At 59.9% G+C, this 26,732-nt stretch carries 25 protein-coding genes; 10 read left to right on the top strand and 15 right to left on the bottom strand.

From position 1 onward, the window contains the following. Positions 1–114 precede the first annotated feature (114 nt). Positions 115–240 (bottom strand): hypothetical protein, encoded by a 126-nt coding sequence (locus tag AC2A6O_RS13700; RefSeq protein ID WP_286192724.1) that lies wholly within the window; start codon positions 238–240, stop codon positions 115–117. A gap of 16 nt (positions 241–256) precedes the next feature. Here AC2A6O_RS13700 and AC2A6O_RS13705 point away from each other — a divergent pair, with 16 nt between their 5' ends. Then, entirely contained in the window at positions 257–886 is a 630-nt protein-coding gene (locus AC2A6O_RS13705) for a lysophospholipid acyltransferase family protein (protein ID WP_148586234.1), read from the top strand. Between the two features lie 265 nt (positions 887–1,151). Here AC2A6O_RS13705 and chrA read toward each other — a convergent pair whose 3' ends face one another. From chrA to flgB, 9 genes are all read right to left on the bottom strand, one after another. Then, complete coding sequence (gene chrA, locus AC2A6O_RS13710) at positions 1,152–2,480, bottom strand: chromate efflux transporter (protein WP_498927828.1); 1,329 nt, start codon at positions 2,478–2,480, stop codon at positions 1,152–1,154. A 153-nt stretch (positions 2,481–2,633) separates the two neighbouring features. Further along, positions 2,634–2,969, bottom strand: a complete 336-nt coding sequence (locus AC2A6O_RS13715; protein ID WP_498927830.1) for a cupin domain-containing protein — start codon at positions 2,967–2,969, stop codon at positions 2,634–2,636. Positions 2,970–3,021: 52 nt separating this feature from the next. After that, positions 3,022–5,574 (bottom strand): cell cycle histidine kinase CckA, encoded by a 2,553-nt coding sequence (gene cckA, locus AC2A6O_RS13720; RefSeq protein WP_148586232.1) that lies wholly within the window; start codon positions 5,572–5,574, stop codon positions 3,022–3,024. Positions 5,575–5,727: 153 nt separating this feature from the next. Beyond that, positions 5,728–6,807: a flagellar biosynthesis protein FlhB gene (flhB, locus tag AC2A6O_RS13725; RefSeq protein WP_148586231.1), complete on the bottom strand. Its 1,080-nt coding sequence runs from the start codon at positions 6,805–6,807 to the stop codon at positions 5,728–5,730. 9 nt (positions 6,808–6,816) lie between these two features. Beyond that, positions 6,817–7,590 (bottom strand): flagellar biosynthetic protein FliR, encoded by a 774-nt coding sequence (gene fliR, locus AC2A6O_RS13730; protein ID WP_498927833.1) that lies wholly within the window; start codon positions 7,588–7,590, stop codon positions 6,817–6,819. 13 nt (positions 7,591–7,603) lie between these two features. Then, positions 7,604–7,870 (bottom strand): flagellar biosynthesis protein FliQ, encoded by a 267-nt coding sequence (gene fliQ / locus AC2A6O_RS13735; protein ID WP_006932649.1) that lies wholly within the window; start codon positions 7,868–7,870, stop codon positions 7,604–7,606. 24 nt (positions 7,871–7,894) lie between these two features. Further along, positions 7,895–8,215, bottom strand: a complete 321-nt coding sequence (fliE, locus tag AC2A6O_RS13740; RefSeq protein ID WP_148586229.1) for a flagellar hook-basal body complex protein FliE — start codon at positions 8,213–8,215, stop codon at positions 7,895–7,897. A gap of 34 nt (positions 8,216–8,249) precedes the next feature. After that, positions 8,250–8,660, bottom strand: coding sequence for a flagellar basal body rod protein FlgC (flgC, locus tag AC2A6O_RS13745; RefSeq protein WP_498927836.1), 411 nt, complete (start codon positions 8,658–8,660; stop codon positions 8,250–8,252). 32 nt (positions 8,661–8,692) lie between these two features. Next, positions 8,693–9,097, bottom strand: coding sequence for a flagellar basal body rod protein FlgB (gene flgB / locus AC2A6O_RS13750; RefSeq protein WP_498927838.1), 405 nt, complete (start codon positions 9,095–9,097; stop codon positions 8,693–8,695). A gap of 423 nt (positions 9,098–9,520) precedes the next feature. On the opposite strand from flgB, the gene AC2A6O_RS13755 reads away from it, so the two are divergent. Genes AC2A6O_RS13755 through AC2A6O_RS13765 form a run of 3 tightly spaced genes read left to right on the top strand, consistent with a single transcriptional unit; the run spans position 9,521 to position 13,365 of the window. Then, complete coding sequence (locus AC2A6O_RS13755) at positions 9,521–11,416, top strand: hypothetical protein (RefSeq protein WP_498927840.1); 1,896 nt, start codon at positions 9,521–9,523, stop codon at positions 11,414–11,416. Beyond that, positions 11,413–12,183 carry a flagellar type III secretion system pore protein FliP gene (gene fliP, locus AC2A6O_RS13760; protein ID WP_205514217.1) on the top strand — a complete coding sequence of 257 codons (771 nt, stop codon included), beginning with the start codon at positions 11,413–11,415 and terminating at the stop codon, positions 12,181–12,183. Before AC2A6O_RS13755 ends, fliP begins: the two co-directional genes overlap by 4 nt. Before the next feature lie 60 nt (positions 12,184–12,243). Further along, entirely contained in the window at positions 12,244–13,365 is a 1,122-nt protein-coding gene (locus AC2A6O_RS13765; protein ID WP_498927842.1) for a DUF2336 domain-containing protein, read from the top strand. 238 nt (positions 13,366–13,603) lie between these two features. On the opposite strand, the gene AC2A6O_RS13770 is transcribed toward AC2A6O_RS13765, so the two are convergent. From AC2A6O_RS13770 to AC2A6O_RS13790, 5 genes are all read right to left on the bottom strand, one after another. Next, the gene (locus AC2A6O_RS13770) at positions 13,604–17,896 is read right to left on the bottom strand and encodes a hypothetical protein (protein WP_498927843.1); all 4,293 of its coding nucleotides are present in this window, start codon (positions 17,894–17,896) and stop codon (positions 13,604–13,606) included. A gap of 93 nt (positions 17,897–17,989) precedes the next feature. Then, positions 17,990–18,724 carry a MotE family protein gene (locus tag AC2A6O_RS13775; RefSeq protein ID WP_498927846.1) on the bottom strand — a complete coding sequence of 245 codons (735 nt, stop codon included), beginning with the start codon at positions 18,722–18,724 and terminating at the stop codon, positions 17,990–17,992. Continuing rightward, positions 18,721–19,290 (bottom strand): DUF6468 domain-containing protein, encoded by a 570-nt coding sequence (locus AC2A6O_RS13780; protein WP_498927848.1) that lies wholly within the window; start codon positions 19,288–19,290, stop codon positions 18,721–18,723. Before AC2A6O_RS13780 ends, AC2A6O_RS13775 begins: the two co-directional genes overlap by 4 nt. After that, positions 19,287–20,483 carry a flagellar motor switch protein FliM gene (gene fliM, locus AC2A6O_RS13785; protein ID WP_148587297.1) on the bottom strand — a complete coding sequence of 399 codons (1,197 nt, stop codon included), beginning with the start codon at positions 20,481–20,483 and terminating at the stop codon, positions 19,287–19,289. The genes AC2A6O_RS13780 and fliM overlap by 4 nt, the downstream gene beginning before the upstream one ends. A 50-nt stretch (positions 20,484–20,533) precedes the next feature. Further along, entirely contained in the window at positions 20,534–21,046 is a 513-nt protein-coding gene (locus AC2A6O_RS13790) for a flagellar basal body-associated FliL family protein (protein ID WP_205514199.1), read from the bottom strand. A gap of 282 nt (positions 21,047–21,328) precedes the next feature. Here AC2A6O_RS13790 and flgF point away from each other — a divergent pair, with 282 nt between their 5' ends. The 6 genes from flgF to AC2A6O_RS13820 all read left to right on the top strand — a co-directional run bounded on the left by flgF (position 21,329) and on the right by AC2A6O_RS13820 (position 26,527). Continuing rightward, positions 21,329–22,069 (top strand): flagellar basal-body rod protein FlgF, encoded by a 741-nt coding sequence (flgF, locus tag AC2A6O_RS13795; protein ID WP_148586221.1) that lies wholly within the window; start codon positions 21,329–21,331, stop codon positions 22,067–22,069. Between the two features lie 22 nt (positions 22,070–22,091). Beyond that, positions 22,092–22,874, top strand: coding sequence for a flagellar basal-body rod protein FlgG (gene flgG, locus AC2A6O_RS13800; RefSeq protein ID WP_148586220.1), 783 nt, complete (start codon positions 22,092–22,094; stop codon positions 22,872–22,874). A 17-nt stretch (positions 22,875–22,891) separates the two neighbouring features. After that, on the top strand, positions 22,892–23,887 hold the full coding sequence (gene flgA / locus AC2A6O_RS13805) for a flagellar basal body P-ring formation chaperone FlgA (RefSeq protein WP_498927851.1): 996 nt from the start codon (positions 22,892–22,894) through the stop codon (positions 23,885–23,887). A gap of 1 nt (position 23,888) precedes the next feature. Then, positions 23,889–24,638 carry a flagellar basal body L-ring protein FlgH gene (gene flgH, locus AC2A6O_RS13810; protein ID WP_148586218.1) on the top strand — a complete coding sequence of 250 codons (750 nt, stop codon included), beginning with the start codon at positions 23,889–23,891 and terminating at the stop codon, positions 24,636–24,638. 185 nt (positions 24,639–24,823) lie between these two features. Continuing rightward, positions 24,824–25,588 (top strand): NAD(P)H-dependent oxidoreductase, encoded by a 765-nt coding sequence (locus AC2A6O_RS13815; protein WP_498927854.1) that lies wholly within the window; start codon positions 24,824–24,826, stop codon positions 25,586–25,588. Between the two features lie 132 nt (positions 25,589–25,720). Next, positions 25,721–26,527 (top strand): lytic murein transglycosylase, encoded by an 807-nt coding sequence (locus AC2A6O_RS13820; RefSeq protein ID WP_148586216.1) that lies wholly within the window; start codon positions 25,721–25,723, stop codon positions 26,525–26,527. Positions 26,528–26,732: the final 205 nt, after the last annotated feature.

The raw sequence follows: 26,732 nt of genomic DNA on the forward strand, positions 1-26,732 counted from the left end.
CTTTCACGCTGCGCACGCAGTTGACAGGCTTCTCTTTCTCTCTTCTCCATGCTCACGCTCCTCTCCTCTCGTCATCCCGGCCAAGCGCAGCGCGAGCCGGGATCGGGGAGCCGTTCAATCGGCTGAAAGGTGCAGCCACTGATCATGCGCCTGGGTTCCCCGGCCCCGGATCTCCGCTTCGTTGCGTCCGGGGTGACCATAGAGAGGACGAACCTGGAACAAGCGCTCGATTGTCAGCATTCAGGAACCTCCACTGATGCTCCAGAAGATCTTCTATATCTTCGTCAAGATCGCCGTCCTTTTCCTGCTGGGGCTGAACGTGCGCCGCAAGGAGCTGCTGCCGGCGAGCGGTCCGGCCATCATCGTCGCCAATCACAACAGCCACCTCGACACGATGGTGCTGATGGCCTTGATGCCGCTGTCGAAGCTGAAGGACATCAAGCCGGTGGCCGCAGCCGATTATTTCTTCTCATCGCCGCTCAAGGCTTGGCTGTCGGAACATGTCCTCGGCATCATTCCGGTGGAGCGAGGCCGGAAGGAGAAAAATATCGACCCGCTGAAAGGCTGCTACGAGGTCCTGCGCCAGGGCAAGGTTCTGATCCTGTTTCCGGAAGGATCGCGCGGCGAACCGGAACAGATGACGGATCTCAAGAAAGGTGTTTCCTTTCTTGCCGAACGGTTTCCGGAAGCACCGGTGGTGCCCGTCTTCACCCATGGCCTCGGCAAGGCCTTGCCGAAGGGGTCGTTCCTGCTGGTCCCGTTCTTCTGCGATATTTTCGTCGGGGAACCAATAACTTGGAATCAGGACCGGACTCATTTTATGACCGAATTGAAGGAGCGCTTTAACGCGCTCTCGACGGAGAAGACCTTCGCGCCCTGGGAGTAGCCCAAGGGCGTGGCCCCATAAAGGAAGATGAAACGGTTTGAGGCGGATTGGTCTTCGTCAAGGCGCGAAAGCGCAGGAGATGTGACTCATTTTCAAGCTTTCGCAACGCTGAGGAGGACCAATCCGGTCAAATCCGAAAGACATCAAATGGCTTCATCGCGTGTCGTCAGCATGCATGACCGGGGATCAAGCCCGCTCCGCGCCACCTCCTGACGCGGTTTCGCCATGTCTCATGCGTTTTCGTCGTCCTTTATGGGTCCACACCCTAACCTATCTGAGACAGAAACACGCCGCCGAGCGCTGCGGTCAACAGCACCCAGATCAGACCGACATGGAAGCGCAGCAGCAACAGGCCGCACAACGCCGCCAGCACCGGCACGCGCCAGTCGAGACTGGCAAGGTCCGGGATCCAGAGCGTCACGACACCCCACTTCGTGGCGGTGACAACCTCAAAGAAGACATGCAGCGCGAACCAGACCGACAGGTTGAGCACGACGCCGACCACCGCTGCCACGATGGCCGACAATGCCGACTTGAGCCTTGGCTGCGCAGAGATCCACTCGATGTAGGGTGCGCCTACAAAAATCCAGAGAAAGCAAGGAGCGAAGGTCGCCCAGAGCGCAACCAACCCGCCAGCAAGACCGAGGAGCAGGCCTCCCTCGTGAAAGGCCGCCAGAAAGCCGACGAACTGGGTCACCAGAATGAGAGGCCCCGGGGTCGTTTCCGCAAGGCCGAGCCCGTCCATCATTTCACCCGCGCTCAGCCATCCGTGAATGGCGACCACATCCTGGGCCATATAGGCGAGCACCGCATAGGCGCCGCCAAATGTGACGACTGCGAGCTTGGAAAAGAACCAGCCGATATCCGCCAGCAAAGGCACGCCACTTGCCAGACCCAGCACTGCCAGCGGCGCGATCCAGATGAACAGCCAGAGACACACCGTCCGAAGCGTTTTCGCAAACGGTGTGGCAATAACAACAGCAGTCTTCCCGCCGCTTGCCGGCCGCGCCCCGCTGAACGCCGCGCCGTAAAGTCCGGCAACCAGAACAATCAGGGGGAAAGGCAGAGACAGGAAGAAAATGCCAACAAAGGCCAGGGCCGCAATCACCCATTGCCGCCTGATGGTGAGCGCGCGTTTGGAAAGGCGCAGCAGAGCCTCCAGAACCACAATCAGAACGGCCGCCTTGATGCCCAGAAAGAGCTGACTGACCAGCGGCACATTGCCGAAAGTTCCGTAGATAGCAGCAAGAGCGAAGATCGCGAGTGCGCCGGGCACGACGAAAAGGAGCCCCGCCAGCAGCCCACCGGGAACACCGCGCATTTTCCAGCCGGAATAGGTCGCAAGTTGCATGGCTTCCGGCCCGGGCAGCAACATGCAGAACCCGAGCGCGTTGACGTAGCTTTTTTCGGAAAGCCAGCCGGTCTCGTCAACCAGCTTGCGGTGCATCAGCGCGATCTGTGCAGCCGGACCGCCGAAAGACAGCAGACCAATGCTGCCAAAGACGGATATCAGCCGCCGCCAGGATGCCTCCTGGTCGAAAGCTGTTGCATCCTTGCCCGGAACACCTTCACCAGATGCATGATGTGCGGTCAACGTGTCAGCCCTTTTCGTCGCAGACAGCCTTTCGTGACCTTCCTCTAGCGCATTCAGGATGGAAGGGTAACTGCAATCCTCATCCGAATGCCGTCAGAGCTGAACCGGCGCAACGCAGTGGCAGGCGGCAACGCCCAAGGCCTGTATCAAGTGCTATCCCTTGACCGGATAGCGGTCAGGCTCCTCGAAGACATCAATCACCTTGGTTCCGGCCTTGATGACCGCACTGTGCTCCGCCCCGCTGGGAATGTCGTAGATAGCGCCCGGCCCCATCTTCCTGGTTTCACCAGCGATGGTAAATTCGATCTCGCCGCTCAGGACAGTGCCCCATTGCGCCAGATGCGAATGCGGAGGCAGGTCCATGTCTTTCACGAAATCGAAAAAAACGACCAGCCCGGTGTCCGAGCGCACTGCGTAGGATCTGACAACGTCCTCGGGAAAGGGAACATCGAGAGCGGGAAACTTTCGGATGAAATCTGGAAGCTGCATGGACTTCTTGCCTCGAACGGATGGTGTTGAGGCAAGTCTGGACCAGATCGACCTATCCGTTCAAGACATCCTTTACGGTCGTCGCCAGCTGCTTCAGCGTGAAGGGCTTGGGCAGGAAGAAGAACTTTTCGCCCGGAGGCAGGTTTTCCTCGAAGGCGTCCTCGGCATAACCGGAAACGAAGATGATCTTCAGATCCGGGCGCGTCTTGCGCAGCTCGACCAGAAGTGTCGGCCCGTCCATTTCCGGCATGACCACATCGGAGACCACCAGATCGATCTTGCCGTCAGTCTCTTCCATGACCTCAAGCGCCTCGTTGCCCGAGCCAGCCTCGTAGACCGTGTACCCGCGCGAGGCGAGCGCACGGGCGCCGAAGGCCCGCACCGCCTCCTCGTCCTCCACGAGAAGGATGGAGGCTGAGCCGGTCAGATCCTTGACCTTTTCCGGTTCGCTTTCCTTGGGCTCCGGCTTTTTCTGCTCCACAACCTTGGGAATGTAGCGCGGCAGGAACAGGCGGAACGTGGTGCCGACACCGACTTCGGAGGTGCAGAAGATGAACCCGCCCGTCTGTTTGACAATTCCGTAAACCGTCGACAGTCCGAGGCCCGTGCCCTTGCCCACTTCCTTGGTAGAGAAGAACGGATCGAAGATCTTTTCCATCACGTCCGGCGGAATGCCGTGGCCGGTGTCGTCCACCTCGACCAAGGTATATTCGCCCGGAGGCATGCCGCGCGTGTTCTCGAACTGGGTGCTTTCAGCTTCACTGACGTTGCGCGTGCGAATGGTCAGACGGCCGCCGTCGGACATCGCATCGCCGGCGTTAACCGCCAGATTGACGATCACCTGCTCGAGCTGGTTGAGATCGGCCATCACCGGCCACAGATCGCGACCATGGATCACCTTCAGCTCCAGCTTCTCGCCCAGCAGGCGATCCAGCAGGATGGAGAGATCCGCAAGAACGTCGTTCAGCTCCAGTTGCTGCGGACGCAGCGTCTGACGGCGCGAGAAGGCCAGCAGCTGCCGCACCAGGCCGGCGGCGCGGTTGGCGTTCTGCTTGATGTTCATGATGTCCTGGAAGGACGGATCGGTCGGCCGGTGGCTGGCCAGCAGCAGATCGGAAAAGCCGATGATGGCGGTCAGGACGTTGTTGAAGTCATGCGCGACGCCGCCGGCCAGCTGACCAATGGCCTGCATCTTCTGGCTCTGGGCGAACTGGGCTTCCAACGCCCGCTGCTGGGTGGTTTCCAGCGCATAGACAATGGCCGCTTCGCCGTCGCCCTCGCCTTCCTGCACCGCGGAGACATAGAAGGTCGCGGAGCGCGGATCGTTGCCCTCGACCAGCGGAATGTCGATGGGGGCTATCTCGCCGATACCATTTGCTGCGGCCTGCAGAGACTTCGCCAGTTCCCGGCGCCCGCTCTCGGCAACATAGGCCTCGAGCTTGGGAGATTCGTCATCCGAGTCGACGGCACCGAACAGTTTCAGGAACGGCGCATTGGTTCTCAGAACCCGGCCTTCCTTGTCGAGCGAGGCAATGGCAATGGGGGTGTTGTTGAAGAAACGGGCAAAGCGAACCTCAGCCGCCCGTAGCGCTTCGGAGGCTTCCTCACCGCGCGACCTGTTGAGCACCAGTGTCCGGCTGTCGCCCGGCTGACCGTTCTCGCCGAAAGGCACACGGTGGAGCAGACGCACTGGCAGACCCCGGCCATTGCGCGTCACGAAGTCGAGATCGAAGGTCTCGCTCTTGACGTCTCCTGCCTGTCCCTTGATGGAACGGATCAGCTCGGTGCCGTCGCCGCGCACGATGCTCGACAGATCCAGATCGCCAGCATCGAACTGGGCAAGATCGTAACCGAGCCAGTCGGCAAGCGTTGCGTTCAGATAGACGATGCGCCCTTCCGCATCGCAGGAAAAGAAGCCGGCCGGGGCATGATCCAGGAAGTTGATAACCCGTTGCAGTTCCTGGAACGAGTTCTCCTGTTCGGCCCGGTCGCGGGTGATGTCCGCCAGTTGCCAGACCGCCATGGGCTTGCCGCCACCGCGCTCCTTGGACACTTGCAGCGGCCGCACCGACACCCGGTACCAGCGCGCCGTGCCGTCCGACCGGCCGAGCGGGAACGGCATGCGAATTTCTTCCTGCGCCCTGCGGCTGTCGCGCATGGCCTGCGACAGGCGGAAAATGGCGTCGGTGGCATCCGGGTCGGACGAAAACACGCGCTCGACCACGCGGATGTCGGCAGCGGTTTCAGCGCCGGTCAGATCCGCATAGGCCTTGTTGGCATAGACGAGCCTGCCATCCAGATCGGTAATGAGCGCCCCGTCCTCGAGCGTATCGACAAAAGCGGACGCCAGCGGGTTGGCTTCGCCCGGGCGGGCGGACAGACGCAGAAACCCGATGGCTCCGGCAAACAGGCAGAAAACGCCGACGACGGCCAGGATACCGAGCAGCGCAAGAATAAACGGCTGCGCCACTTCGCGGTCCATGACCGCAAAGGCAGCAGCAGCGCCGACGAGCAGCAGTGCGAGACCTATGAGAAGGCCTATATTCCCGGAACGTTCCGGGCGGCTGATCATTGGCCCGCTCGGCGCCCCGTCCATGTCACTCATCAATCCTGTCTCCCGGGCCCGATTCGGTTCTTGAAGGGGCCGTTCATAAGCATTCTGTGCTTAATAACCGATTTCAACTGATATGCGACCAAGTCCTGTTGAAATTCACTTGTTTGCTGCGGACTTTTTCAGTCCGCTCTCCTTGAGAGCAACTTAGTTGGAGCGCCAGGACGCGCGCTTGCGCATGCGGAAGACGAAGCCGATGACTTCGGCAACCGCCTTGAAGTGCTCCTCAGGAACTTCCTGATCGATGTCGACCGTCGCATAAAGTGCTCGTGCAAGGGGCGGATTTTCGACGACCGGAATATCGCTTTCCTTGGCAACTTCACGAATTTTGAGCGCGGTCGCGTCCGTTCCCTTGGCAAGACAGAGCGGTGCACCCATGCCCTCTTCGTATTTCAGCGCCACAGCATAGTGCGTCGGGTTCGTCACCACCACTGTTGCCTGCGGCACGGCAGCCATCATGCGCTTGCGCGAGCGCTCCATGCGCAACTGACGGATCTTGCCCTTGACCTGCGGATCGCCCTCGGTCTGCTTGTATTCTTCCTTGACCTCTTGCAGCGACATCTTCTGCTTGTTGAACCATTTGTGGCGCTGATAGATAAAATCGGCTCCGGCGACGACGGTCATCACCGCCAGAACGGCGGACAGAAGCTGCAGGATAAGAACCCTGGCTTCCTCCAGAATGATGTGCGTATCGGCAAACACCATGACTTCCGCTTCATCGCGGTGTGGCCACATCACGGCCACCATGATGGCACCGACGACTGCTATCTTCACCATGCCCTTGGCGAAGTTCACCAGGCTCTCGGACGAAAACAGGCGCTTGAACCCCGACGCCGGCGAGACCTTGGACAGTTTCGGCTTGATCGTCTCCGCCGTCAGCAGTGGCTGGTGCTGCACGAGATTGCCCGCAACAGCCATGATCACCAGGGCCAGAAGCGGAAAGCCGACGATAAGGGCGACCGACTGACCTGTGTCCCGCCACAAGGCCTTGAGCGCATATCCGTCCACCGCGATCTGGTGCGCATGCTCCAGGTAGCCTTTCATCATGCCCCCAAGCGACACGGCGGTGCTGGGTGCGAAAATCGCAATCATCAGCGTTGCCCCGGCCAGAGTGAACCAGGTGCTGACTTCCTGAGATTTCGGTACGTCCCCCTTGTCATGCGCCTCTTTCAGGCGCTTGTGCGTGGGGTCCTCTGTTTTTTCAGAGTCGTCGCTATTGTCTGCCATTGCGCAGCGCTACCCCACGATGAACTTGCCGAGTGCTTGCTGAAAATGATCCAGATAGAACATCATCAGGGTCGTGATCAGCACCATGAGCATGAAAAGCCCGATCGCGATATTCACGGGCATGGCGATAAAGAAGATCTGCATTTGCGGCATCAGCTTGTTGAGCAAGCCAAGGCCGAAATAGAAAACCAGACCGACAACCAGAAAAGGCGCGCTCATGCGCACCGCTATGGAAAACACATGCGCGACGGTTTCCGCCGCGTTCTGGGAAAAATCGCCGACAGGCACACCCAGCCCCGGTGGAAAGAGCGTAAAACTGTCGTGGAGCGCGGCAATCACCAGGTAATGGCTGTCGCTGACGAAAACGAGCGTGATGCCGAGGATCGACAGAAAGTTGCCGAACAGAGCGCCCTGCTGGCCCTGGTTGGCGACATCCGTGCCGAGCGCAAACGCGAGGCCGGACTGGTTTGCCATGATCATGCCCGCGATCTGCAGAACGGATGTGATCATCTTGGCGCACAGACCAATGCCGAGGCCTATGGCCACTTCCCCGAACAGAAGCGCAATCATGCGGTAGGTGTTTGACGTCACGTCGGCCGGGTAATACTGCGACCCTACGGGATAAAGAACCATGGTCAGCGCCAGGGCGATGGTCAGCCGGAACCGGGTCGGGATCGTGCTTTCGCCAAGCGCAGGCAGCAGCATGACCATTGTGCCCAGACGCGCGAACATCAGCATGAAGATTGCAGCGACGTTCGGCAGATAATCCAGCTGAATGGTCATGAAGGGCCACGTCCTAACCGGTGGTCAGGATCATTTCGGCAACCCTGCTCATGAAGGCCTCCAGAACCTGACTCATGAACGGCAGCGAGATCAGGATTGTCACGAAGATCGCAAGGATCTTGGGCACGAAAACCAGCGTCATTTCCTGGATCTGCGTCAGAGCCTGGAACAGGGCAATGACGACGCCCACCAGAAGCCCGACAATCATCACAGGCCCTGCCACCAGGATCATGGTCCAGACGCCTTCCCGTGCGAGATCGAGAACTTCACCACCGGTCATGACAGCCCCCTGCGCCGCTTCATATCAGATCGGCATCCGCATGATTTCCTCATAGGCGGAGATCACCCTGTCGCGCACGGCGACCATCGTTTCCAGGGCAACTTCGGTCTCGGCGATGGCGGTGACCACGTCGACCACATCCGACTTGCCCTCGATCATGCCGACAGCCTTGTCATCGGCCACACGGCCCTTGTCGACAACGCCTCCGACGGCCTCATTCACCAAAGCACTGAAATCGAGACCGGCAGCTTCCGGAGCACCCGCCTTGTCCTCGATCGCCCGCGCCTGCTGCTGCAGCTTGGCGGCCATCTGATAGGCGTTATTTGCGATCGATGGAGTAGACATGGTTTTGGCTCCCTTGCCGAATTATGACTGCCGCTCAGGCACGCAGGATATCGATGGTCCGCTGCAGCATCTTCCGCGTGGAATCGATGACGTTCAGATTGGCTTCGTAGGACCGTTGCGCCTCGCGCATGTCCGTTGTTTCGATCAACGTGTTGACGTTGGGCTGAAGCACGTAGCCATTGGCATCGGCAGCCGGGTGGCCGGGCATCAGCACCGAGCGGAAATCCGTATTGTCTTCGGCAACCTTGCCCAACTCGACCACATCCGCGCCCATTTCCTTGTCGAAATGGCTCTTGAAGGTCGGGATCTTGCGCCGGTACGGCAGTTCATCCGGGGTCTTCGCGGTGGAGTTCGCGTTCGCGATGTTCTCCGCGATGATGCGCATGCGCCCGTTCTGTGCTCTCAGCCCGCTTGCCGAGATGAACAGGGATTTGATCAGGTCCATGTTATCGGTCCTTTAGCTTGTGCTGCCTTGCCTCATACACTTTTGGAAAGTGCCGTCCGGATGAGACCCAGTCCCTTGGTGTAAAGCGTCGTTGCGGCCTGGAAGTCCATCTGGTTCTCGGTGATTTGCATCATCTGCTCTTCCAGATTGACACTGTTGCCGCTCGGCGTGACTTCGAAGCTGTTTTCTTCCTCGACCTTTGCCGAATTCGTCGCGCCAAGACTGCCGCGAATATGCCCGGACGCCGTCGTCTCCGTTGACAGGTTAAGCGACTGGCGGCCGATATGGTCCTTGAAGGAATACTCCTTGACATCCCGCGCCAGGTAACCGGGCGTATCCGCATTGGCGATGTTCTGCGCCAGCACGCTCTGTCTCGTCTGGTGCCACTGCATCTTGGATTTCAACGCCTGGAACAGCGGCAGATCCGTTATGGCCATTCCGATTCACCATTCGTTAACCAACTCGGCAATGATTGCCGCTCAAATGGTTAATGAAAGGTTAACAGCCATTTACCACTTGCCGCACGAAACCTTCAAAAACCAGTGGAGGAGGCAATATTCCTTTGCATTTCGCAAAAAGAGCCGTGCCACCAACAGGCAAAATTTGCCTGCTTCTGTTAACTTCAAGTCCTAGAGAGATTCGAAGCGGATCAGCAAGCTGCCGAACCGGTGCCGGCGCGCCAAAACAGACACGCCACAGCCGGGAAACACGAAAAAGCCGAGAGGTTTGCGGCACAGGAGCCTGCACCGGCACAGCGGCCGGAATTACTGGGGATAAAGGCAAAGCTCCCCAATAGAGGCAAAAAGCCGGAGTAACCGGCAAACGCGATTACACCGCAAGCGGGGCGGCACGAGGATAAGATGAACAATTGGATTGAGACCACATTCAACGTGAGCGGGGGTATCACGCAGGCAATCGCAGTTATACTGGCATTGGCCGTTGTGCTGCTGCTGTTTGGCCTCTTCATTTTCATTCTGAAGCGCCTGATGGGCGCCAATGCCCCGCAGAGCCGCAACCGGCAGCCCCGGATCGCCATTATGGACAGCGCCACGGTCGATGCCCGGCGTCGTCTGCTGCTTGTGCGCCGGGACAACATAGAACATCTCATCCTCGTTGGCGGACCGAGCGACGTGGTTGTGGAGCAGAACATCGTCCGCAACACGCCCCTGCCCCAGGCCCGGACCGGGCACCACGCCCAGGCACCCTCAGGCATGGCCATGCCGGTGAAGGCCCCACTCGCGCCCGGGCCGGAAATTCCGGCGCGGCCTGACGAACTGCTTCCGGACGAGGAAGCCGCCGCTCCCGCCGTTCAGGCCCGCACACCTGTGCAGGCTTCCGAACCCGTACCGCAACAAGCCTCGCCAGCGCCGCAGCTGGCTGCGGCCTTAGCGGCGTCGCCTGCCCCGGCTCCACAGCCTTCAACGCCAGTGGCACCTGCCTACAAGGCACCCGTCGCCGCTGCTCCTGCTCCGTCTGCCGCGTCGGCACCGTCCGCAGCGAGCCCGACCCCGCCACCGGTAACCACGCCGACAGCCCCATCGCGCAATTACTCCGAACCCACGGTTTCCCGACCATTGGCAGCGCGTGCAGCCCAGACAGCTCCAGCACCAGCAGCCCCGTCCGCTCAACCGGCGACCGCGCAGACGACCACTCTAGAAGCAGGTGGGGGCTTGAACCGCGCGAGCGACCTCTTGCGCGCCGCGACGCAGAACGGCTTCAACAAGGCGATGCCAAAACCAGCCGCGCCTGTTCCTCCGGTGCAGGAGGTTCAGGTACCCCAGGATGCCGGTGAAGCAAAAGTGGAAATCACCGCTAGCTTGCAGCCCGAAATTCAGTCGGGCGAACCTGCCATGGCGGCAAAGGCACCAGAGGTGCGCCCAGACGTCTCGGCGGCATCAGCGCCGCAGGAAAGCAAGGCCACATCCACCTTGAAATCCCTCGCACGTCCTTTCACAGCCCGGGACCGTCCGTCTTATGGCGGCACCATTTCGCCGCCGGCGTCAGGTCCCGCAGCCCGAGCCAAGACCGCACTTTTAAAACCTGTTGAGCAGGTTCCACAGGGTCAGAAGGTGGAACCGGTGCTCGCGGCGGCCACGGTGACAGCGGCAAGCATCCAGCCCGCCGAGGAAGACACCCCCCCGCCTGAGGAAATCGCAACGACACCGGACCAGACCGCTTTTGCCGCGCAGCTGCCGGAAGACACATCGGATGCGACTGACCTGACACTGTCTGCGCACCAGACAGCAGACGACACTGCAGGAACTGACGAGGCTGCCTCATCCGAAGTCAGCGCGGATGCGACGGAAGAGACAGTGCAGGCCGCAGGAACGACGATCGAAGAGACCGCTGCGACCGAGGCACAAACGGCCGAGAAGGAAAGCCCGTCCCCCGAGCTTACTCTGGATATTGGCGATCTTCTGGAAGATGTTCCGGAACCCTCTGCCCCAACCTTGGCAATGGCTCCGGAAACGGCGCCCGTGGTGCAGGCACAGGAACAGGCGCAGGCTGAAAGCTTCAGCACGCCGGAGCAGCACGCCGAAGATCCAGAAGAAGACAACACCTCGGGGGCAACGATAACGCCCGTCCCGTCGGCAACGGTGACACCGCCCACACCGGCAGCAGGCAATCCCGTGACGACCTCCGCCCCGCCGGTCAAGGCACCGGTCAGACCATCGGCCAGTCTTGGCGACAGGAACCCGATCGAGGAAGAAATGGCGAAGATCCTGGACGAACTGGGTGGACAGTCAAACGGATGATACGCTTCCCATCGCTCCGGAGCCCTGGCGGCCTTCTCCGCCTGCTACTTATATTGACCGCACTCTTTGCGGTTTTCGCCGGGCCGGCTGCCGCGCAGGAAATCTCGGTTGGTTTTGGCGAAGACACCACCTTGACGGAACGCGCCGTCCAGATGGTCATCCTTCTGACCGTCCTGTCGCTGGCGCCGTCCATTCTCGTCATGGTGACCAGCTTTACCCGCATCGTGGTGGTGTTGTCGCTGCTGCGATCTGCAATCGGCTTGCAGACGGCTCCACCCAACATGGTGATGGTTAGCCTTGCCCTGTTTCTGTCGGCCTTCATCATGATGCCGACACTACAGGCCTCCTACGACGCCGGCGTTCAGCCGCTGATTGACGGGGACATTGAACTGGATCAGGCCTTCGAACGCGCCTCCGACCCCTTCCGCACCTTCATGCTGTCCCAGGTCCGTGAAAAGGATCTCGCCCTGTTTGAGGAATTGTCGGGAGCTGAGGAAGCACCGGAAGGCCCGGAAGACCTGTCGATGGCCACACTGATTCCCGCCTTCATGATTTCCGAATTGCGGCGCGCTTTCGAAATCGGCTTCCTTCTCTACCTGCCGTTTCTGATCATCGATCTGGTAATTGCATCCGTGTTGATGTCCATGGGTATGATGATGCTGCCGCCAGTGGTAATCTCTCTTCCGTTCAAGCTGATTTTCTTCGTACTCGTCGACGGATGGAACCTCGTGGCCGGTTCTCTGGTCAAGAGTTTCGGTGGCGGCTGACACAGCAAGCCAAGACGTTAAAAGTAGAAGAAAATTAAGATGAAACTGTAATAGTTACAGATGAGAGCGCGACATCTGCGCCCCATCTTTTATATCGGCAGGACAGTGTTAAGAGACCAGTTAGAACAGCTCGCCCGGATCAAAGAGCCGGAGGCGAGATCCAAGCTCATCCGCACCCTCGTCGGTGAATACGCGCGTTCGGAAGAAAACGAGCCGAGCGAGATGGAGCGGGAACTGTTCTCTCATATCGTTCTTTCGGTATTCGATCAGCTCGACCGCGCCGCACGCTACGAACTCGTGGTTCGCCTGGCAAAAACAGACCGCATCATCCCGGACCTTGCTGACAGACTGGCCCAGGAAGACTACGAACTGTCGGAACCGGTGATCGAATGCTCGCCGATGATCAGCCAGAACGGTCTCATGCAGATCGTAAAAGGCGGCGGCAACGACAAGCGCAAGGCCGCTGCAAAAAGGTCTGATCTTTCCGAAGAAATGTCCGACACCCTGATCGCTCGGGCCAGCCGCGATGTGGTGCATGAACTCCTCCACAATATGGAGGCTCCTTTTTCCGTCCGCGGCACGCTTGCCCTCCTCATCTTTGCAAACACCGAAGCCGACGTGCTCGCCGGCATCGCAAAGCGCGCGCTGGAAGACGAGGAATTCCTTCAGACCCAGATGGATATTCTGGAGTCGAATTGTCCGCTGATCCCACCTCCCCTCAAGAAGGCGTTGGAAACGGGCGAGCTTCAGCGTCTGGCGAAAACCATCGAAGAACGGCACGACGGCAGTATCGATCTCGACGGCGTTACCTATTCTCGCCACGAAGCCAGCATCCAGATTGCCAATGGGGAACTGTCCTTCGATGCAATTCTGCGGACGCTGTTCGAAGAAGGTCGTCTCGATGCGGCGATCTGGCTGATCAGTCGCAAGATCAACCTGGCTGACGAGGTTGTTTCAGACACTCTGAAATCCGATGCGGACGGTGCGATCATGCGCCTGATGCTGCAAACCGGCATCCACGAAAAGACCTATCGCGATTTTCTGAAGGCGCGCTGCGAATGGCTGGACCGGAGCACCCGCTCTATTCCAGAACTTGTCATGCGCTACAAGTCCGAACTCAAGAAGCCGCGCATGAACCCTGACGAGCCGCAGTCGCAGTCCCTCCTGGGAACGGCCACCTGATACACGTACATTTTCGCACCTTGTGATGGTTCCGCCTGTGCTCGGCACAGGTAATAGCGCTGAGCCACAGCGAACGTCTCCGCCCCGAACTCATCACGATCCGAGCAGGTGCCTGTCCAGAAACGACAGCAGATACTCGTGGTGCACGTTTTCAGCAGCACTGCTTGGAGTATGGTCGGCCATGCCCCGGCAACGAGAGCAGCATATTGCGCCAAATCTTCGTCAAATGGGCTGAGCTTCAGCCCGCCGCCTCATCCGTGACAGGACCAGCCGCGGACTGATCCGGGCTGCGGTCAGGCGACATATACTGGCGCCGGTATTCCTTCAGGAATGTTTCGAGGGAGTCGACATCGGCCAGACTGTTGGCAACTTCGAGAAACTCGACGCCCTGCGCCTCAATCGGCCGGGTGACGACCTCAAAGGCCATGGCCTCCGGGCTGTCGGACATCTTCTTCATGTATTTCGTTTGCAGCCGCTCCAGGCTGAGCTGATCGCCCGCCAGAGAATAGGCAATAGCGGCCCTCAGGATGTCGCGGCGTTCCAGCTCGTCCAGCGGAATATTGTCGGACCAGCGTGAGCCGTGCATGGCTTCAAGTTGTTCACCGGCGTCCCTCCAGCTTTCAGCTGCCCAGAAGGTATCCGCCCGCAGCCGGTCGACATCCGACCCGCGCATGTTGCGAACCAGCTCAAGCGCAAGATCGGGACGTCCGCTTTCGGTCAGCGCACGGGCCTCAACGATGTTGCGCTGGCGCTCCAGTGTCGAAGGCAGGCTCGCCTGCCGCGTCCGGTTGAGCACCCGCAAGGCTTCTTCGGCCTTGCGGTCCATCAGGTAGATCGCGGCCAGATCCGCTGCAATCTGCGCCCGGGCCCCACCTTTCAACCGATTGTCGACCTGGTGGCGCAGCAATTCAGTCGCCTGATCCAGCAAATCGACTTCCACCAGCTTTTTCGCCAGAAGGCGGACCATCTCGTCGCCCTGACGACCGATCGGCACCAGCTCACGGAAATCATAAAACAGTGCCAGCGCCTTCACTGGCGGCATTTCATCCGCCTTGCCGTCGAGGAACAGCGCGCTGAAAAGGCCGTTCATTTCTTCCTGCAGCAACCGCGTGGTGTCCGCATCGGGCTCGGCCTGAACCGCCGATTTCATGGCTTCGAACGCTTCGCGATACTGGCCCTGTTCGGCGTAGAGCTGCGCCAGAAACCGCAGGGTCTTCAATTCGATTTCATCGCCGCGCCAGGACGTTGCCAGTCCGGCAAGCTGGTCGATGGCCTCATCGACGGTAAGTTCACCATCCCGGTACCGGATCCTGAGGGCGCGGTATTCCGCTTCGGCGGCGCGCGGCCGATCCTCGGACTTGGTCACGAGGTCAAACACGGTCAACGCTTCCTGCGAGCGGCCGGAAGCATCGGCAACGCGGCCACGCAGAATATCGTAGCGGGCGGCCTGCGTCCGCGTCACTTCGGAAGGCTCGATCTCCGCCAGCATACCGTTGGCAACGCCGAAATCGTTGACTTCAACCATGGCCTGGGCGGCGGCGAGCTTGAATTCCGTCTGGATCGCCGAAGGATAGTTGCCGACAACGGCCCGTCCTCTGGGCATTGCAATGCGGGCGGATGTCCAGTTGCCCAGTTTGACATCGACAATCGTCTGCCAGACCGCAGCATCGGGGCTGTTCTTCAGGTCCGGCCGGTTCAGATGCGCAAACGCGATGTCAGGCCGGTTTGCCAGGGTCTGTGCAGCCCCCATCATGAGGTTGAACGAGCTGTCTTCGGCCAGGGCAGGTTCTTCCTCCAGCGCAAGCTTCATCAATCCCAGCGCTTCCTGCGCAAACTGATGCGCCAGATAGAACCGCGAGAGTGCCATCAACGCCTTGCGCCGCTTGCCTGGCTGAGCCTTCGCCAGTTTATCCTGAAGCTCCAGCAGGCGGGTGCGATAAGCGCCCGGGCCTTCCGTGCTCAGGGAAACGAATTCAATGAAGTTGCTTTCCTCCGGATCGACGATCGTGCTTCTCGAACCGGTGCCGCCGCGCAAACGATCGCTGGAAAGCGCAAGACCGCCTTCCTTTTCGATGATCACATCATCCCCGATGATCTTCATCTTCAGACCATCGGACTTGGGCACGACAGCAATGCCCTGAGCGGAACTCAGCGCATCCAGATCTACAAACGTCTGGGGCTTCAACAGACCCCGCGGCGGACCAAACCCGGTGACGAGCGAAATCGTGTCGCCCACGAAGGGGTCCGTCACCTGACGGATATTCTGCGGATCCTGATAGAGGACGCGCAGCACGGAGCCACCGTCGCCCCGCACGTTCCGCTCCAGTTGAAGCGGAATGGACGGCTCCAGGATCAGATCGCCAATCACAAGCGACCAGGCGTTTCCATCAACCCCCACGGTGGCCAGCACCGGATCGGTCATATCCATACGCAGGATCTGGTAATCCTCGTATTGCTGAACATCGATGGTTTCTGCTGTTTCGGCCAGCGCCGAAACCATCCCTCTGGTGTCGATCGTGGCATCGGTGTCAAACACCAGCCAGATGCTGTCGTTGCGGCGGAACACCGCGCTGGAGACCGGCTCGGAAAACGGAAACACCACCCGGACTGTGTTGCCGATGCGCCGAGCCTCGGCGGAAACGAAATTGCGGACTTCTTGGGCAAAATTTTCCGGCGGCTGTTCAGGTGACGGGCGCTGCTGGTTCAACTCCTGCCCACCGGTGGCACGCCAGGTTTCGGGCTCAGACTGCTGCTGGTCGGGAAGCTGTATCCCGGCCGGAACCTCACCGCTGCCGAGTGTCGGAGAGTTGAGGATCTGAACCGGCGCCGTACCATCAGGCGCATCGGGCTGGCTGCCCTGGTCCATCGCCTCAACCGGTTCCAGGGTCGGAATACCGTTATTCTCGGGCGCTGCTTCCTGCTGCTGGTCATTGATCTGCCGGGTCGATAGATCCAGCATCGGTGCCTCCCGGACGATTTCGCCATCTTCCGGAAGCACTTCGTTCAGTGGCAAAGCACCGGGATCTGTCGCCTGGGCAACAGTTATCGGGCCGTCGCCGGACTGGGTTTCGGCCGCGGTCTCGCCTGGTGCCTCCGTTGCAGGAATGGCAGCTGTCGTCAGCACATCTGCCAAAGCGTCAGCCGATACCGGCAGCACGGCGGCAACAAGCTCGGGGGCAGGAAGCGTTTCGACCGCCGAAGCGGTCGGGAGTGCGTCAACACCAGCGGCTGCGATCTCGATCCCGCCGTCCAACCCGGGCGGCGGATCGTCCTGCAAGCGCGGCTTGGCGCGCGGAACCATGGCAAGCTGTGTTTCAGCAGGCGCTTGAGCGCGGCCCGATTCCGGATCCGGCTCGGCCTGCAGCGACGCGGACGGGCCTGGAACCTCACCAGGCGACGGCTGCGGTGTTTGTGGAGCCTGCGCGCCTTCGTCGGGCTTGCTGCTTTCAAGCGGAACCACGATATAGGCCGGCGATTCATCGGCCCTGGATTCCTTCAACGCCCCGCCACTCGCCGACGAGGCTGCCTTGGTCTGCGGATTTCCGCGCGGATTCTTGACTTCGCGCATGTCCCGCAGGCCCGGCGCGGTAATCATGTTCTTGCGGTTTTCATTGTCCTCGACGGACAGTTCCTTGTTGATCAGCGCATTTGCCGGATCGTTGACTTCCATGTTCTCCGGCGTCACGTCGATGACATAGGTCTGTTCCTCACGGAACGCCCGGATGTCGACCGACGGCTCGACGCGCATCAGGAACTTCAGCTTCCCCTGGTCCAGGAAGGACGTCGCGTCGATCACGCCCTGGGGCAGATGCGCGCGCAAATGGGCAATGTCGAGCTGTGCAGGGTGATTGAACGTCACCTTGATGATGTCGTTTTCACGCACGAAAGCGGTGTCGAACCTGATCGACCAGTCGAACACCAGACGGGTAAACGTCGGATGCTCGCCCACATGCAGCGTTACCTCGGGACCTTCCTGGGCCTTCAGGCGCGCCTGCTCAAGCGCACGAACCTTGCGCATTGCCTCTTCGGCGCGCTTGGCAAGATCGCGCACGACGTCATCCGGAAGCCCCGGCGGCAAGCCCTGCCAGTTCAGCGGCAGCAAGTCGATAAACAGCTTTTCACCGGCTTCCAGCGTATTGATCTGGAACTGGTTCTTCAGCGCAAACCGGATGGCACTGCCGTCCGGGTCACGGCGGGCGATGGTCACGTAATTGCCGAGGTCCAGCGGAACGTCGTCGACATTGATGTCGATCGGATCTTCGAACGAGATCCGCAGGACCCCGCCGGTAATGACCGCGTCATAGATCGGTAGCAGGGTGCGATCCTTGAAGGTCAGGACGATACGGCCATAGCCCTCTTCCTGGGAAACGCTCAGATCGACCGGTTCAAGATTGTCGGATTGGGCCAAGGCGACCCCGGTCAGACAGACAAGGCCAAGCCAGACAGCAGCCAGCAGATGAGCGAAAACGCGCACCCCGTCCGCAAACGCGGGAATTCTGCCGGTCTGGTATGTCAGGATAGGTCCTGGCAAGATGCTCTGTCCTCGGATGACGCCAACACACTATTGTTAGTCAGGTCTTGTTAACGTGCCCTTACGCGGTACGCGGGAATCCGGCCTTTCCGGTCAGTTTGACGGAATTTTCGGCAGCGCCTCCGGCACTTGCGCCTGAGCCTGCGTCGGTTCTGTGTCCGCGGAAGGCATCGGAGAGGCATTGGCGATGGCCACAGTCATGCGTTCGGCTGCTTCCGGATCCATTTTTCCGAGGATATCCGCCATCTTGCGAGGCTTCATCTGCCGCACCACCTTCAGCAGGACCGGCAGGCTCAACCGATTGAAGATCCGCGCGGCATCCTTTGGCTTCATGCTTTCATACATGGTCACCAGGCCGGCGATCTCGCTTTCTTCCTGCTCCTGCTTCTGTCCGACCGCTGCCTCGATGCGTTCCTCAAGCTTCTTCAGCTCGTTGACCCGCTTTTGAATGCGCTCTTCCGTGGCCTGAAGCAGCTTCTCGCGAAGGTCCAGCTGGCCTTCCTGCTCCTGCAGTGTTTCACGCCGCCTGCCAAGGCTTTCCAGAACCGCGCGCTCGGCGGCCGAACCACCGATTTCCAGACTGTCCGGCAAGGCCGGTTCACCAGGAACTCCGCCACCAGGCGGCGGCGGCGGTGGCGGTGGACCGTCCATGGCCGCCTCCCCGGTTGGCTCAGCCATGTTTCCGTTGCCGTCTCCCGGCGTTTCCTGTGCGACTGCGCCATTGATGGGAAGGTTGCTGCTTTGCGGACCCAGCGCAAAGCCAAGCAGCTTCAGGGCCAGCAGAGCGCTTGCCGAGATTCCCAACAAAGGCAGCAGTCTCAGGTTCATGCAGCAGCACCGTTCCTCTTACGGAATTGTTCCAGCCGCGCCGTTGCCTCCGCCGCTGCACTGCGGATATCGGAAGCCCGGCTGCTTCTGCGGCGCTCCGGCTCCACGGCCGGAGCTGCCTGGGCATAGGCAGCAGCCTGAGGCGCATATTGTTGCGGCGCCGGTTGCGGCTCCAGTTGCGGCGGGGCCGCATAGGGATCGCTTCTCGTCACCGCTTCTCTTTGCGGTGCGGCCGAACGGGCCGCCTCTGCAATCTGCGATATCCTGGTAAACACTAACTCACCTTCGCCGACTTGTTCGGCGAGAGTATGAGACATGGTTTCTGCTTGCTTAAGACGGCTTCCGAGAGTCTTGTCAGCCTCCGCGGCGGTCGTCTTGAGGCCGAGAATGGCACGCTCGGCAATTTCCGTTGCCGTCATCAGCTCCGAAATGGTTGCCCGCAGGACCTCTTCATCGGCTCGCAACCGTTGCAGGCGGCTGTTCAGCGTGAAGCAATAGCCGATGGTGATCACCAGAAGAACAGCAACCAGTCCTTCAATGATCATTCCGAGTGGCAATGTGCTCATTGGTCCCCCATTTCGCTTTGCATGGCGCGTTCGAAGGCGGCCAGCGTCATTTTTGGCTTGCGCAAATTCTTTGCGACACGGATGGCAATGGCATCGTCCACCTTGCCGAGTGTGCCCTCGGTCAGGGGAATGTTGCCGCATTTGATCGTCACCGGATCGGCCGGCTCCTTGTCGAAGACAAGCGTCTGACCGACGTCCAGACTGAGCACCCGTCCGAGTGGCAGGTAAGTTTCGTAAAGAACAGCATCGACTTCGACTTCGGCGGCGTGAATTTCAGTCGCCAGGTGGCCTTCCCAGATCGGGTCGCGGCCAAACTTTTCCCCCATGAACATTTGCAGCAGCAGATCGCGGATCGGCTCCAGCGTTGCATAGGGCATCATGATTTCGACGGACCCGCCCCGATCTTCCATGTCGATTCTGAGTTCGACGAGAATGGCGGCGTTGGCGGGCCGGGAGATCGCGGCAAAGCGCGGGTTCGTCTCCAGACGTTCCAGGTTGAAGTGAACCGGCGACAGCGGTGCGAAGGCGTGCTCGGCGTCCTGCAGGATCAGCGCCACCATCTGCTGAACCAGACCGGTTTCGATCGTGGTGTAAGGCCGGCCTTCGACACGTACCGCAGAGGTTCCCCGCCCACCGCCGAGAAGCACGTCGATGATCGAATAGATCAGACTGGATTCGACTGTGACCAGGCCAAAACCGTCCCATTCCTCGGCCTTGAAGACACCGAGAATAGCCGGCAGCGGAATGGAGTTCAGGTAATCGCCGAACCGGACCGAGCTGATGGAATCGAGCGACACTTCCACGTTGTCGGACGTGAAGTTGCGCAAAGATGTGGTCGTCAGACGCACCAGACGGTCGAACACGATTTCGAGCATCGGCAGACGCTCGTAGGAGACCATCGCCGAGTTGATCAGAGCGCGGATGCCGCTCTGGTCTCCCGCAATCGTGTCCTCGATGTTGAAGCCGAGGAGGTTGTCGATTTCTTCCTGGTTCAGAACACGATCGGCACCGCGCGTGGCGTTTTCCAGATCCGGCTCGCTGTCGTCGATCATGGCCGCCCACTGGGCCGCCATGTCGTCGGAACTGCCAGCGCCCTGCTCCTCTAGAGCAGCACCCCACGCCGCGGCGAGGTCATCGTCGTCGTCACTGCCCGCACCCTGCTCTGCAAGAGCGGCTCCCCAGGCATCGGCCATGTCCTCTTCGGACAGGTCGTCTTCGTCGTCGATATCAGACATCTATAAAGTCACTGGACAAGGATTTCCTTGAACAGCACCCCTTCAACTTTCGCCGGATAGACCGACAGATTGATCCGCCTGAGCAATTCTTCCTTCAGGCGGAACAAACCGGCAGACCCTTCCAGGTCCGCAGGGCGAAGCTCACGCAGATAGATCTGAAACGCATCCAGGATCCTCGGCAGATACGGCTGGATCTGATCGATCATCGCGCGGTTTTCGACTTCCAGGGCAATCCTGACCTTGAGATAGGTCGTGCGCCCTTCCGTCGCCAAATTCACCGTCATTTCCGGCAGATCGTAGAAGACCACCGGCTTTTGCACTTGCTGAGGCGCCTCGGGGTCTCCCGGAACCGGCGCAGGCGCGCTAGATCCCATCAGAAAATAATACCCCGCCCCACCCGCTGCGAGCAGAACCACCAGACCGATGCCGCCGAAAAGGATCAGCTTCTTCTTGCGGCCACCGCCACCAGCTTCAGCTCCATCCTCGCCGTCTTCTCCGGCTGCGGCATTTTCATCCGTCATTCCGCACTCCGATCCGCAGGCGCTCGCGCGCGCTTATTTATTACTAAAGTGTTAATGGTTAACGAATGGTTACCAGCCCATTAACGCGAGTCACTAGGCAAAAATTGCCAAGTGGTTAACTTCTGCCGGAATCTCTTGCCGCATGCACCCGCCCCATTTGCTTTTTACCCAGATTTCCCAAGGACTTAAAAACTGGCACACCTCGTGCATTAACCTTAACGAGCCAGCGGATCTGGGGAGATTGGCCGGCTCAATCGGGGAGCACGAAGGGAACCGTTCACTATGGAGAACGCTCAACTAGTTGCCTTATCAAGGCAATCGATCCTGCGGAACCATCTGGACGTGATCGCCAACAACATGGCGAACATCAATACGTCCGGGTTCAAATCGCAGAATCTGCATTTCGCGGAATACATCATGCCGGTGGCGGACGGCTCGGCCTTTGAGCCGCAGGACCGCGCCATTTCCTACGTCGACATGTTCACGACTCGGACCGACTTCACGGACGGTCCGGTCCATATGACCGGAAACGAATTCGATCTGGCCCTCAACAGCGAGGGTTTTTTCGCCGTGCAAATGCCCGACGGTACCGAAGCCTATACGCGCAGCGGCGCATTCAAGCTCGATGCAACCGGCCAGTTGATCTCCGCAGACGGCAGTCCGGTCATGACCGAAGCCGGTCCAATCACTTTTCGTGCCGAGGACGGCCGCGTCGAGATAGCCCAGGACGGCACGATCTCCACCCGTCTGGGCATTCGCGGGCGCATCAAGGTCGTTGATTTCGAGGATCCCCGGACGCTGGAGAAGATCGGTAACACGATGTTCAAGGGTGAAAACCCGATACCGGCCCAGGAAGTGCGTCTGGTGCAGGGCGCCGTGGAAGGATCCAACGTCTACGGCATCACCGAAGTCACGCGCCTCATCGAAGTGACGCGCGCTTACGACTCCACATCCAAAATGGTGAAAGACCTGGATGAGTTGCGCCGGCAGGCGATCTCGACCCTCGGCAAACTGCAGGCCTAAGAGCCTCTAAGGGATCACGACCATGAAAGCACTTCACATCGCCGCAACCGGCATGAAGGCCCAGGAACTGAACGTCGAAGTTATTTCGAACAACGTCGCCAACATGCGGACGACGGGCTTCAAGAAGCAGCGCGCCGACTTCCAGGACCTGCTCTACCAGAACCTTCGCCGCATGGGCACGGAAACATCCGATACCGGCACCATCGTCCCGACCGGCATCCAGATCGGGTCCGGCGTCAAGATCGCGGCCACCGGCCGTATCATGTCCCAGGGCTCTCTCGAACAGACCGGCAAGGAACTGGATGTTGCCATCCGCGGAGAAGGCTTCTTCCAGATCGACATGCCCGATGGGGGGACAGCTTACACCCGCGACGGTTCGTTCGAGCGCGATGCCAACGGGCAGCTCGTGACCATTGACGGCTATACCGTCAATCCGGGCATCAACATTCCGCAAGCGGTGAAGGACGTCACCATTTCAAACACCGGTGTCGTCCAGGGTGTCGACCAGGCCGGGAACACGGTGCAGCTCGGTCAGATCCAGCTTGCGCGCTTCGTCAACAAGGCCGGTCTCGAAGCCATCGGCGACAACCTTTACCTGGAAACCGACGCCAGCGGCGCCCCGGAAACGAGCAATCCGGGTGACGAGAGCTACGGCACGGTGCAGCAGTATTTTCTTGAAATGGCCAATGTGGATGCAGTGACGGAAATCGCAGACCTGATTTCCGCCCAGCGCGCCTACGAGATGAACTCACAGATCATCCAGGCCGCCGACGAGATGTATTCCACCACCACGAACCTCCGCTAAGACCGAGGCTTGAGACGATGATGAGACATCTGCTGAAAGCCGTATCCGGACTGTTGCTGGCGGGCGTCCTTGCCCTTCCGGCCCAGGCGGGTAACAAGGCGGACGAAAAGCCGGTCTTGCGGTCGCAGGTCATGACCCTGTCGGACATCGTGACCGTTGGCGACTTCTACTCAAACGCCGGGCTGCTGGCTTCCAAGCCTTTGTTCAGGTCTCCGGACATGGGGACTTCCGGCAATGTGCCGGCGGATGTCGTCGCCGAGCGGGCCCGCGCGGCCGGACTGGAAACGGCAGGCACCGACGGCCTGAGAACAGTTGTTGTCCATCGGGGTGCAACACGGCTGAACCATGACCAGCTCGCCGGGCTTGCCCGCCAGGCGCTGGCGGAGCGCAATGCCGGCCTCGACGCCGAGCGCCTGGATATCCGCCTGTTGCAGGCACCTGATGAGGTTCTCGCCGACCCCAAGGTGCACGATCCGATCCGGATTGACCGTGTTGAGTGGAACAAGTCGAGCGGCCGCTTCACGATCCAGGCAACCGTGGCTGTCGAAGTCGGCACCGAGCCTCTGACCTTGAGCGGCGTTGCCACCGAGATGGTCGATGTGCTGGTTCTGGTGCAGCCCGTGCGCCGGGGCGACATTGTCCGCGAAGAAGACGTGAACATCGTTCGCCAGGCACGCACCAAGGTTCCTGCAGGCGCCCTCACCGAGTACGAAGACATCGTCGGCAAGCAGGCCCGCTCCACCTTGCGCGCAAATGCCCCCCTGTCTCGCAACGACCTTCAGCGCCCGATCCTGATCGAGCGCGGTGAGAAGATAACCGTGACCTACGTCATGCCGGGCATGAAGCTGACCTCTCGGGCGCAGGCCATGGATCATGGCGCAAAGGGCGACGTGATCGATGTCATGAACCTGCAGTCGCGGCGCATCGTGCCCGCGATGATTACCTCCCGCGGCCAGGTCCGCGTTCACGCCGCCAATCCAATTGTTGCAAGCTTGAACAGCGAGAAAAAATAAAATGCTGAGCACCTTTCCCAGACACCTGCTGGCAAGCATCGCCCTTTCGACCCTCGCTGCAGGCTGCGGCACTGCCGACAAACTTGCGAATGTCGGCCAACAGCCAGCCCTGAATGCCATTCAGGATCCGACGACCACTCCGGGTTACCGGCCGGTGCAGATGCCCATGCCCGAACCGCAGCAGGCCCATTACAATCCGAACTCCTTATGGCAGTCCGGCAGTCGCGCGTTCTTCAGGGATCAGCGCGCCAGCCAGGTCGGCGATATCCTGACTGTTGTCGTGACCATCGATGACCAGGCCGAGATCGAGAACAAGACAGAGCGCAAACGCAGCGAAACCAGCGGCGCAGGCGTCGGTGGCGCCCTCGGCACCGCGATCGACACCATCTTCCTGCCGGCAAGTACTGCTGCCAGCGATCTGGCCAACGTCAATAGCGACTCCAGCTTCTCCGGCGACGGAAGTGTCGACCGCAACGAAACCCTGCAGACCACAGTCGCCGCCGTGGTGACCCAGGTTCTGCCGAACGGCAACATGGTGATCGAAGGTCGGCAGGAAGTGCGCGTGAACTTCGAAGTCCGCGAACTGATCGTCGCCGGTATCGTCAGACCAGAGGACATCACATCCGACAACCGCATCGCCAGCGAGCAGATCGCGGAAGCGCGGATCGGGTATGGCGGCCGTGGCCAGATTACCGACGTCCAGCAGCCCCGGGTCGGCAACCAGGTCCTGGATATCCTGCTGCCGTTCTGATCCCCAGCCTTTATCAGTCCCCCGGCCGAAGCCGGCGGCGTGTTCTAGAAGCGCCACCGGACCGGCTGATGACGGGCACGATGTCTCGCTCCCCGAGCATCGTGCCCGTTCTCATTTTCAGACCGGAACAGACCAGTTACAAAAGCCTTGTGTGATTTGCTGTTCCACCCGGAAGGTCCGACCGCGTGACCACAACCCTGATCGTTCTTGCCCATCCTGCGCATACCTCCTTCAACGCCGCCTGGGCGCACGCCACCGAAGCGGCATGCCTGTCTGAAGGTGGCGAGGTTCTTTGGTCAGACCTCTATCAGCTCGGTTTCGATCCGGCGGAACGGGCGGAGCATTATGCTGCAGACATCGTCAGCGATCCCTACGACATCCTGAAGACCCAGGAGGCCGCCTCCCAGGCCGATGATCTTCCGGCGATTGTCGGGCACGAAATCGAAAAGCTGCGCAGGGCCGACCGGATCGTGTTTCATTTTCCGGTCTGGTGGTTCGCGCCCCCTGCCATTTTGAAAGGCTGGTGCGAGCGTGTTCTGACCAACGGCGGCCTGCACGATACGTCCAATCGCTTCGATACCGGCCGCTTCCGGGGCAAACCTGCGCTTTTCTGCGTCACGATGGGCTCCAGGGCGAGCGAAAGTGCCAACAACGGCAAGGAAGGCGACATTCAGATGCTGCTTTGGCCGATGGCCTATACGCTGCGCTATCTGGGTTTCAGCGTTCTGGTGCCCCGGATTGTTCACGGTGTTCACGGCTATCACAAGGGCGCGGCAAAAGAAGAGCTGGAAACGCGCCTTCAAAACGAGCTCGACCACCACCGGGACACAATCGCCAGGTTCGAAACTCTGCCGAAAATCGCATTCAATGCCGACAGCGACTTCGACCGGGACGGAACCCTTCACCCCGACGCCCGCTCTTACACCCCCTTCATCCGGCACGAGCCGTGATTTTCCGGCGACGGGAAAAGACGGGGCCGGGTTTGTCCTCCGATAGATCTCTTTTTCCTCTATCTCCCCGATGACGCTACCGCTTTTTCGGATAGAATGGTGATTATCTTATATTGGCCCAGCGGGGATTCGATGCGCCTCCTTTCAGCAGTCGTCTTTGGTTTTGTTCTTCTGTCCGCCCCTTCCGCCTGGAGTGCTTCATGCGGCAACGGCCCGGGCGGTTTTGACGCCTGGAAACAGGCTTTCATTGCAAATTCTCAAAGCTACGGCCTCAAGAAAAGGGTCGTGGAATCGGCTCTCAAGAACGTGAAATACAACAAGAAGGTCATTTCGCTGGACCGGAACCAGAAATCCTTCAAACTCAGCTTCAAACAGTTCTATGCCAAGCGCGTCAACAACGCGATGATCCGGCGTGGCAAGCAACTCGGCAAGACCTACGCCCGCATGTTCCGGGGCATCGAAAAGAAATACGGTGTGCCCGCCCCCATCATCCTGTCGATCTGGGGCCTTGAAACCAACTACGGCAGTTTCTCCGGCAACATGCCGGTTCTTCGCTCTCTCGCAACGCTCGCCTACGATTGCCGTCGGTCGGCTTTCTTCACCGAGGAGCTGGTCGCCGCGCTGACGATCGTTCAAAGACGGGACATGCAGCCGGCGGAAATGAAGGGGGCATGGGCGGGAGAACTCGGGCAGACCCAGTTTCTGGCAACCAGTTATGTCCGCTATGCTGTCGACTATGACCGCGATGGCCGCAAGGACCTGATCCGGTCCATTCCGGATGTACTGGCCTCCACAGCCAATTACCTGGCAAAAAAAGGTTGGCGCCGCGGCCAGGGCTGGGGCCCGGGCACGGCCAACTACAAGGTTCTCAAACAATGGAACAAAGCCAGCGTCTATGTGGAAACGATCTCGGTCATGGCTGAACAGATCAGCGAATGAGCCTGCATTGACCGCAGACGATCCAGCTTGACAAAACTGCCGTTCCGGGCAGCAATTCCTGTCATACATGTGACACTCTTGCGGACCAATACCGTTAGTTGCGAACACATGGCGCACGGCTGGCACGGGCGGCTGCCGGCCTGTCTTTGCGCTGTTTCGCCAGGCAACATAGACACCAACCATTGAGCGGCCGAACAGGAGCCAA

The organism is Labrenzia sp. ATLA3, assembly GCF_057180185.1.

Coding starts and splice junctions, on each gene's coding strand:
- AC2A6O_RS13700 (WP_286192724.1), bottom strand. CDS start 240: ATGCTGACAATCGAGCGCTTGTTCCAGGTTCGTCCTCTCTATGGTCAC.
- AC2A6O_RS13705 (WP_148586234.1), top strand. CDS start 257: ATGCTCCAGAAGATCTTCTATATCTTCGTCAAGATCGCCGTCCTTTTC.
- AC2A6O_RS13715 (WP_498927830.1), bottom strand. CDS start 2,969: ATGCAGCTTCCAGATTTCATCCGAAAGTTTCCCGCTCTCGATGTTCCC.
- cckA (WP_148586232.1), bottom strand. CDS start 5,574: ATGAGTGACATGGACGGGGCGCCGAGCGGGCCAATGATCAGCCGCCCG.
- flhB (WP_148586231.1), bottom strand. CDS start 6,807: ATGGCAGACAATAGCGACGACTCTGAAAAAACAGAGGACCCCACGCAC.
- fliR (WP_498927833.1), bottom strand. CDS start 7,590: ATGACCATTCAGCTGGATTATCTGCCGAACGTCGCTGCAATCTTCATG.
- fliQ (WP_006932649.1), bottom strand. CDS start 7,870: ATGACCGGTGGTGAAGTTCTCGATCTCGCACGGGAAGGCGTCTGGACC.
- fliE (WP_148586229.1), bottom strand. CDS start 8,215: ATGTCTACTCCATCGATCGCAAATAACGCCTATCAGATGGCCGCCAAG.
- flgC (WP_498927836.1), bottom strand. CDS start 8,660: ATGGACCTGATCAAATCCCTGTTCATCTCGGCAAGCGGGCTGAGAGCA.
- flgB (WP_498927838.1), bottom strand. CDS start 9,097: ATGGCCATAACGGATCTGCCGCTGTTCCAGGCGTTGAAATCCAAGATG.
- AC2A6O_RS13755 (WP_498927840.1), top strand. CDS start 9,521: ATGAACAATTGGATTGAGACCACATTCAACGTGAGCGGGGGTATCACG.
- fliP (WP_205514217.1), top strand. CDS start 11,413: ATGATACGCTTCCCATCGCTCCGGAGCCCTGGCGGCCTTCTCCGCCTG.
- AC2A6O_RS13765 (WP_498927842.1), top strand. CDS start 12,244: ATGAGAGCGCGACATCTGCGCCCCATCTTTTATATCGGCAGGACAGTG.
- AC2A6O_RS13775 (WP_498927846.1), bottom strand. CDS start 18,724: ATGAACCTGAGACTGCTGCCTTTGTTGGGAATCTCGGCAAGCGCTCTG.
- AC2A6O_RS13780 (WP_498927848.1), bottom strand. CDS start 19,290: ATGAGCACATTGCCACTCGGAATGATCATTGAAGGACTGGTTGCTGTT.
- fliM (WP_148587297.1), bottom strand. CDS start 20,483: ATGGCCGATGCCTGGGGAGCCGCTCTTGCAGAGCAGGGTGCGGGCAGT.
- AC2A6O_RS13790 (WP_205514199.1), bottom strand. CDS start 21,046: ATGACGGATGAAAATGCCGCAGCCGGAGAAGACGGCGAGGATGGAGCT.
- flgF (WP_148586221.1), top strand. CDS start 21,329: ATGGAGAACGCTCAACTAGTTGCCTTATCAAGGCAATCGATCCTGCGG.
- flgG (WP_148586220.1), top strand. CDS start 22,092: ATGAAAGCACTTCACATCGCCGCAACCGGCATGAAGGCCCAGGAACTG.
- flgA (WP_498927851.1), top strand. CDS start 22,892: ATGATGAGACATCTGCTGAAAGCCGTATCCGGACTGTTGCTGGCGGGC.
- flgH (WP_148586218.1), top strand. CDS start 23,889: ATGCTGAGCACCTTTCCCAGACACCTGCTGGCAAGCATCGCCCTTTCG.
- AC2A6O_RS13820 (WP_148586216.1), top strand. CDS start 25,721: ATGCGCCTCCTTTCAGCAGTCGTCTTTGGTTTTGTTCTTCTGTCCGCC.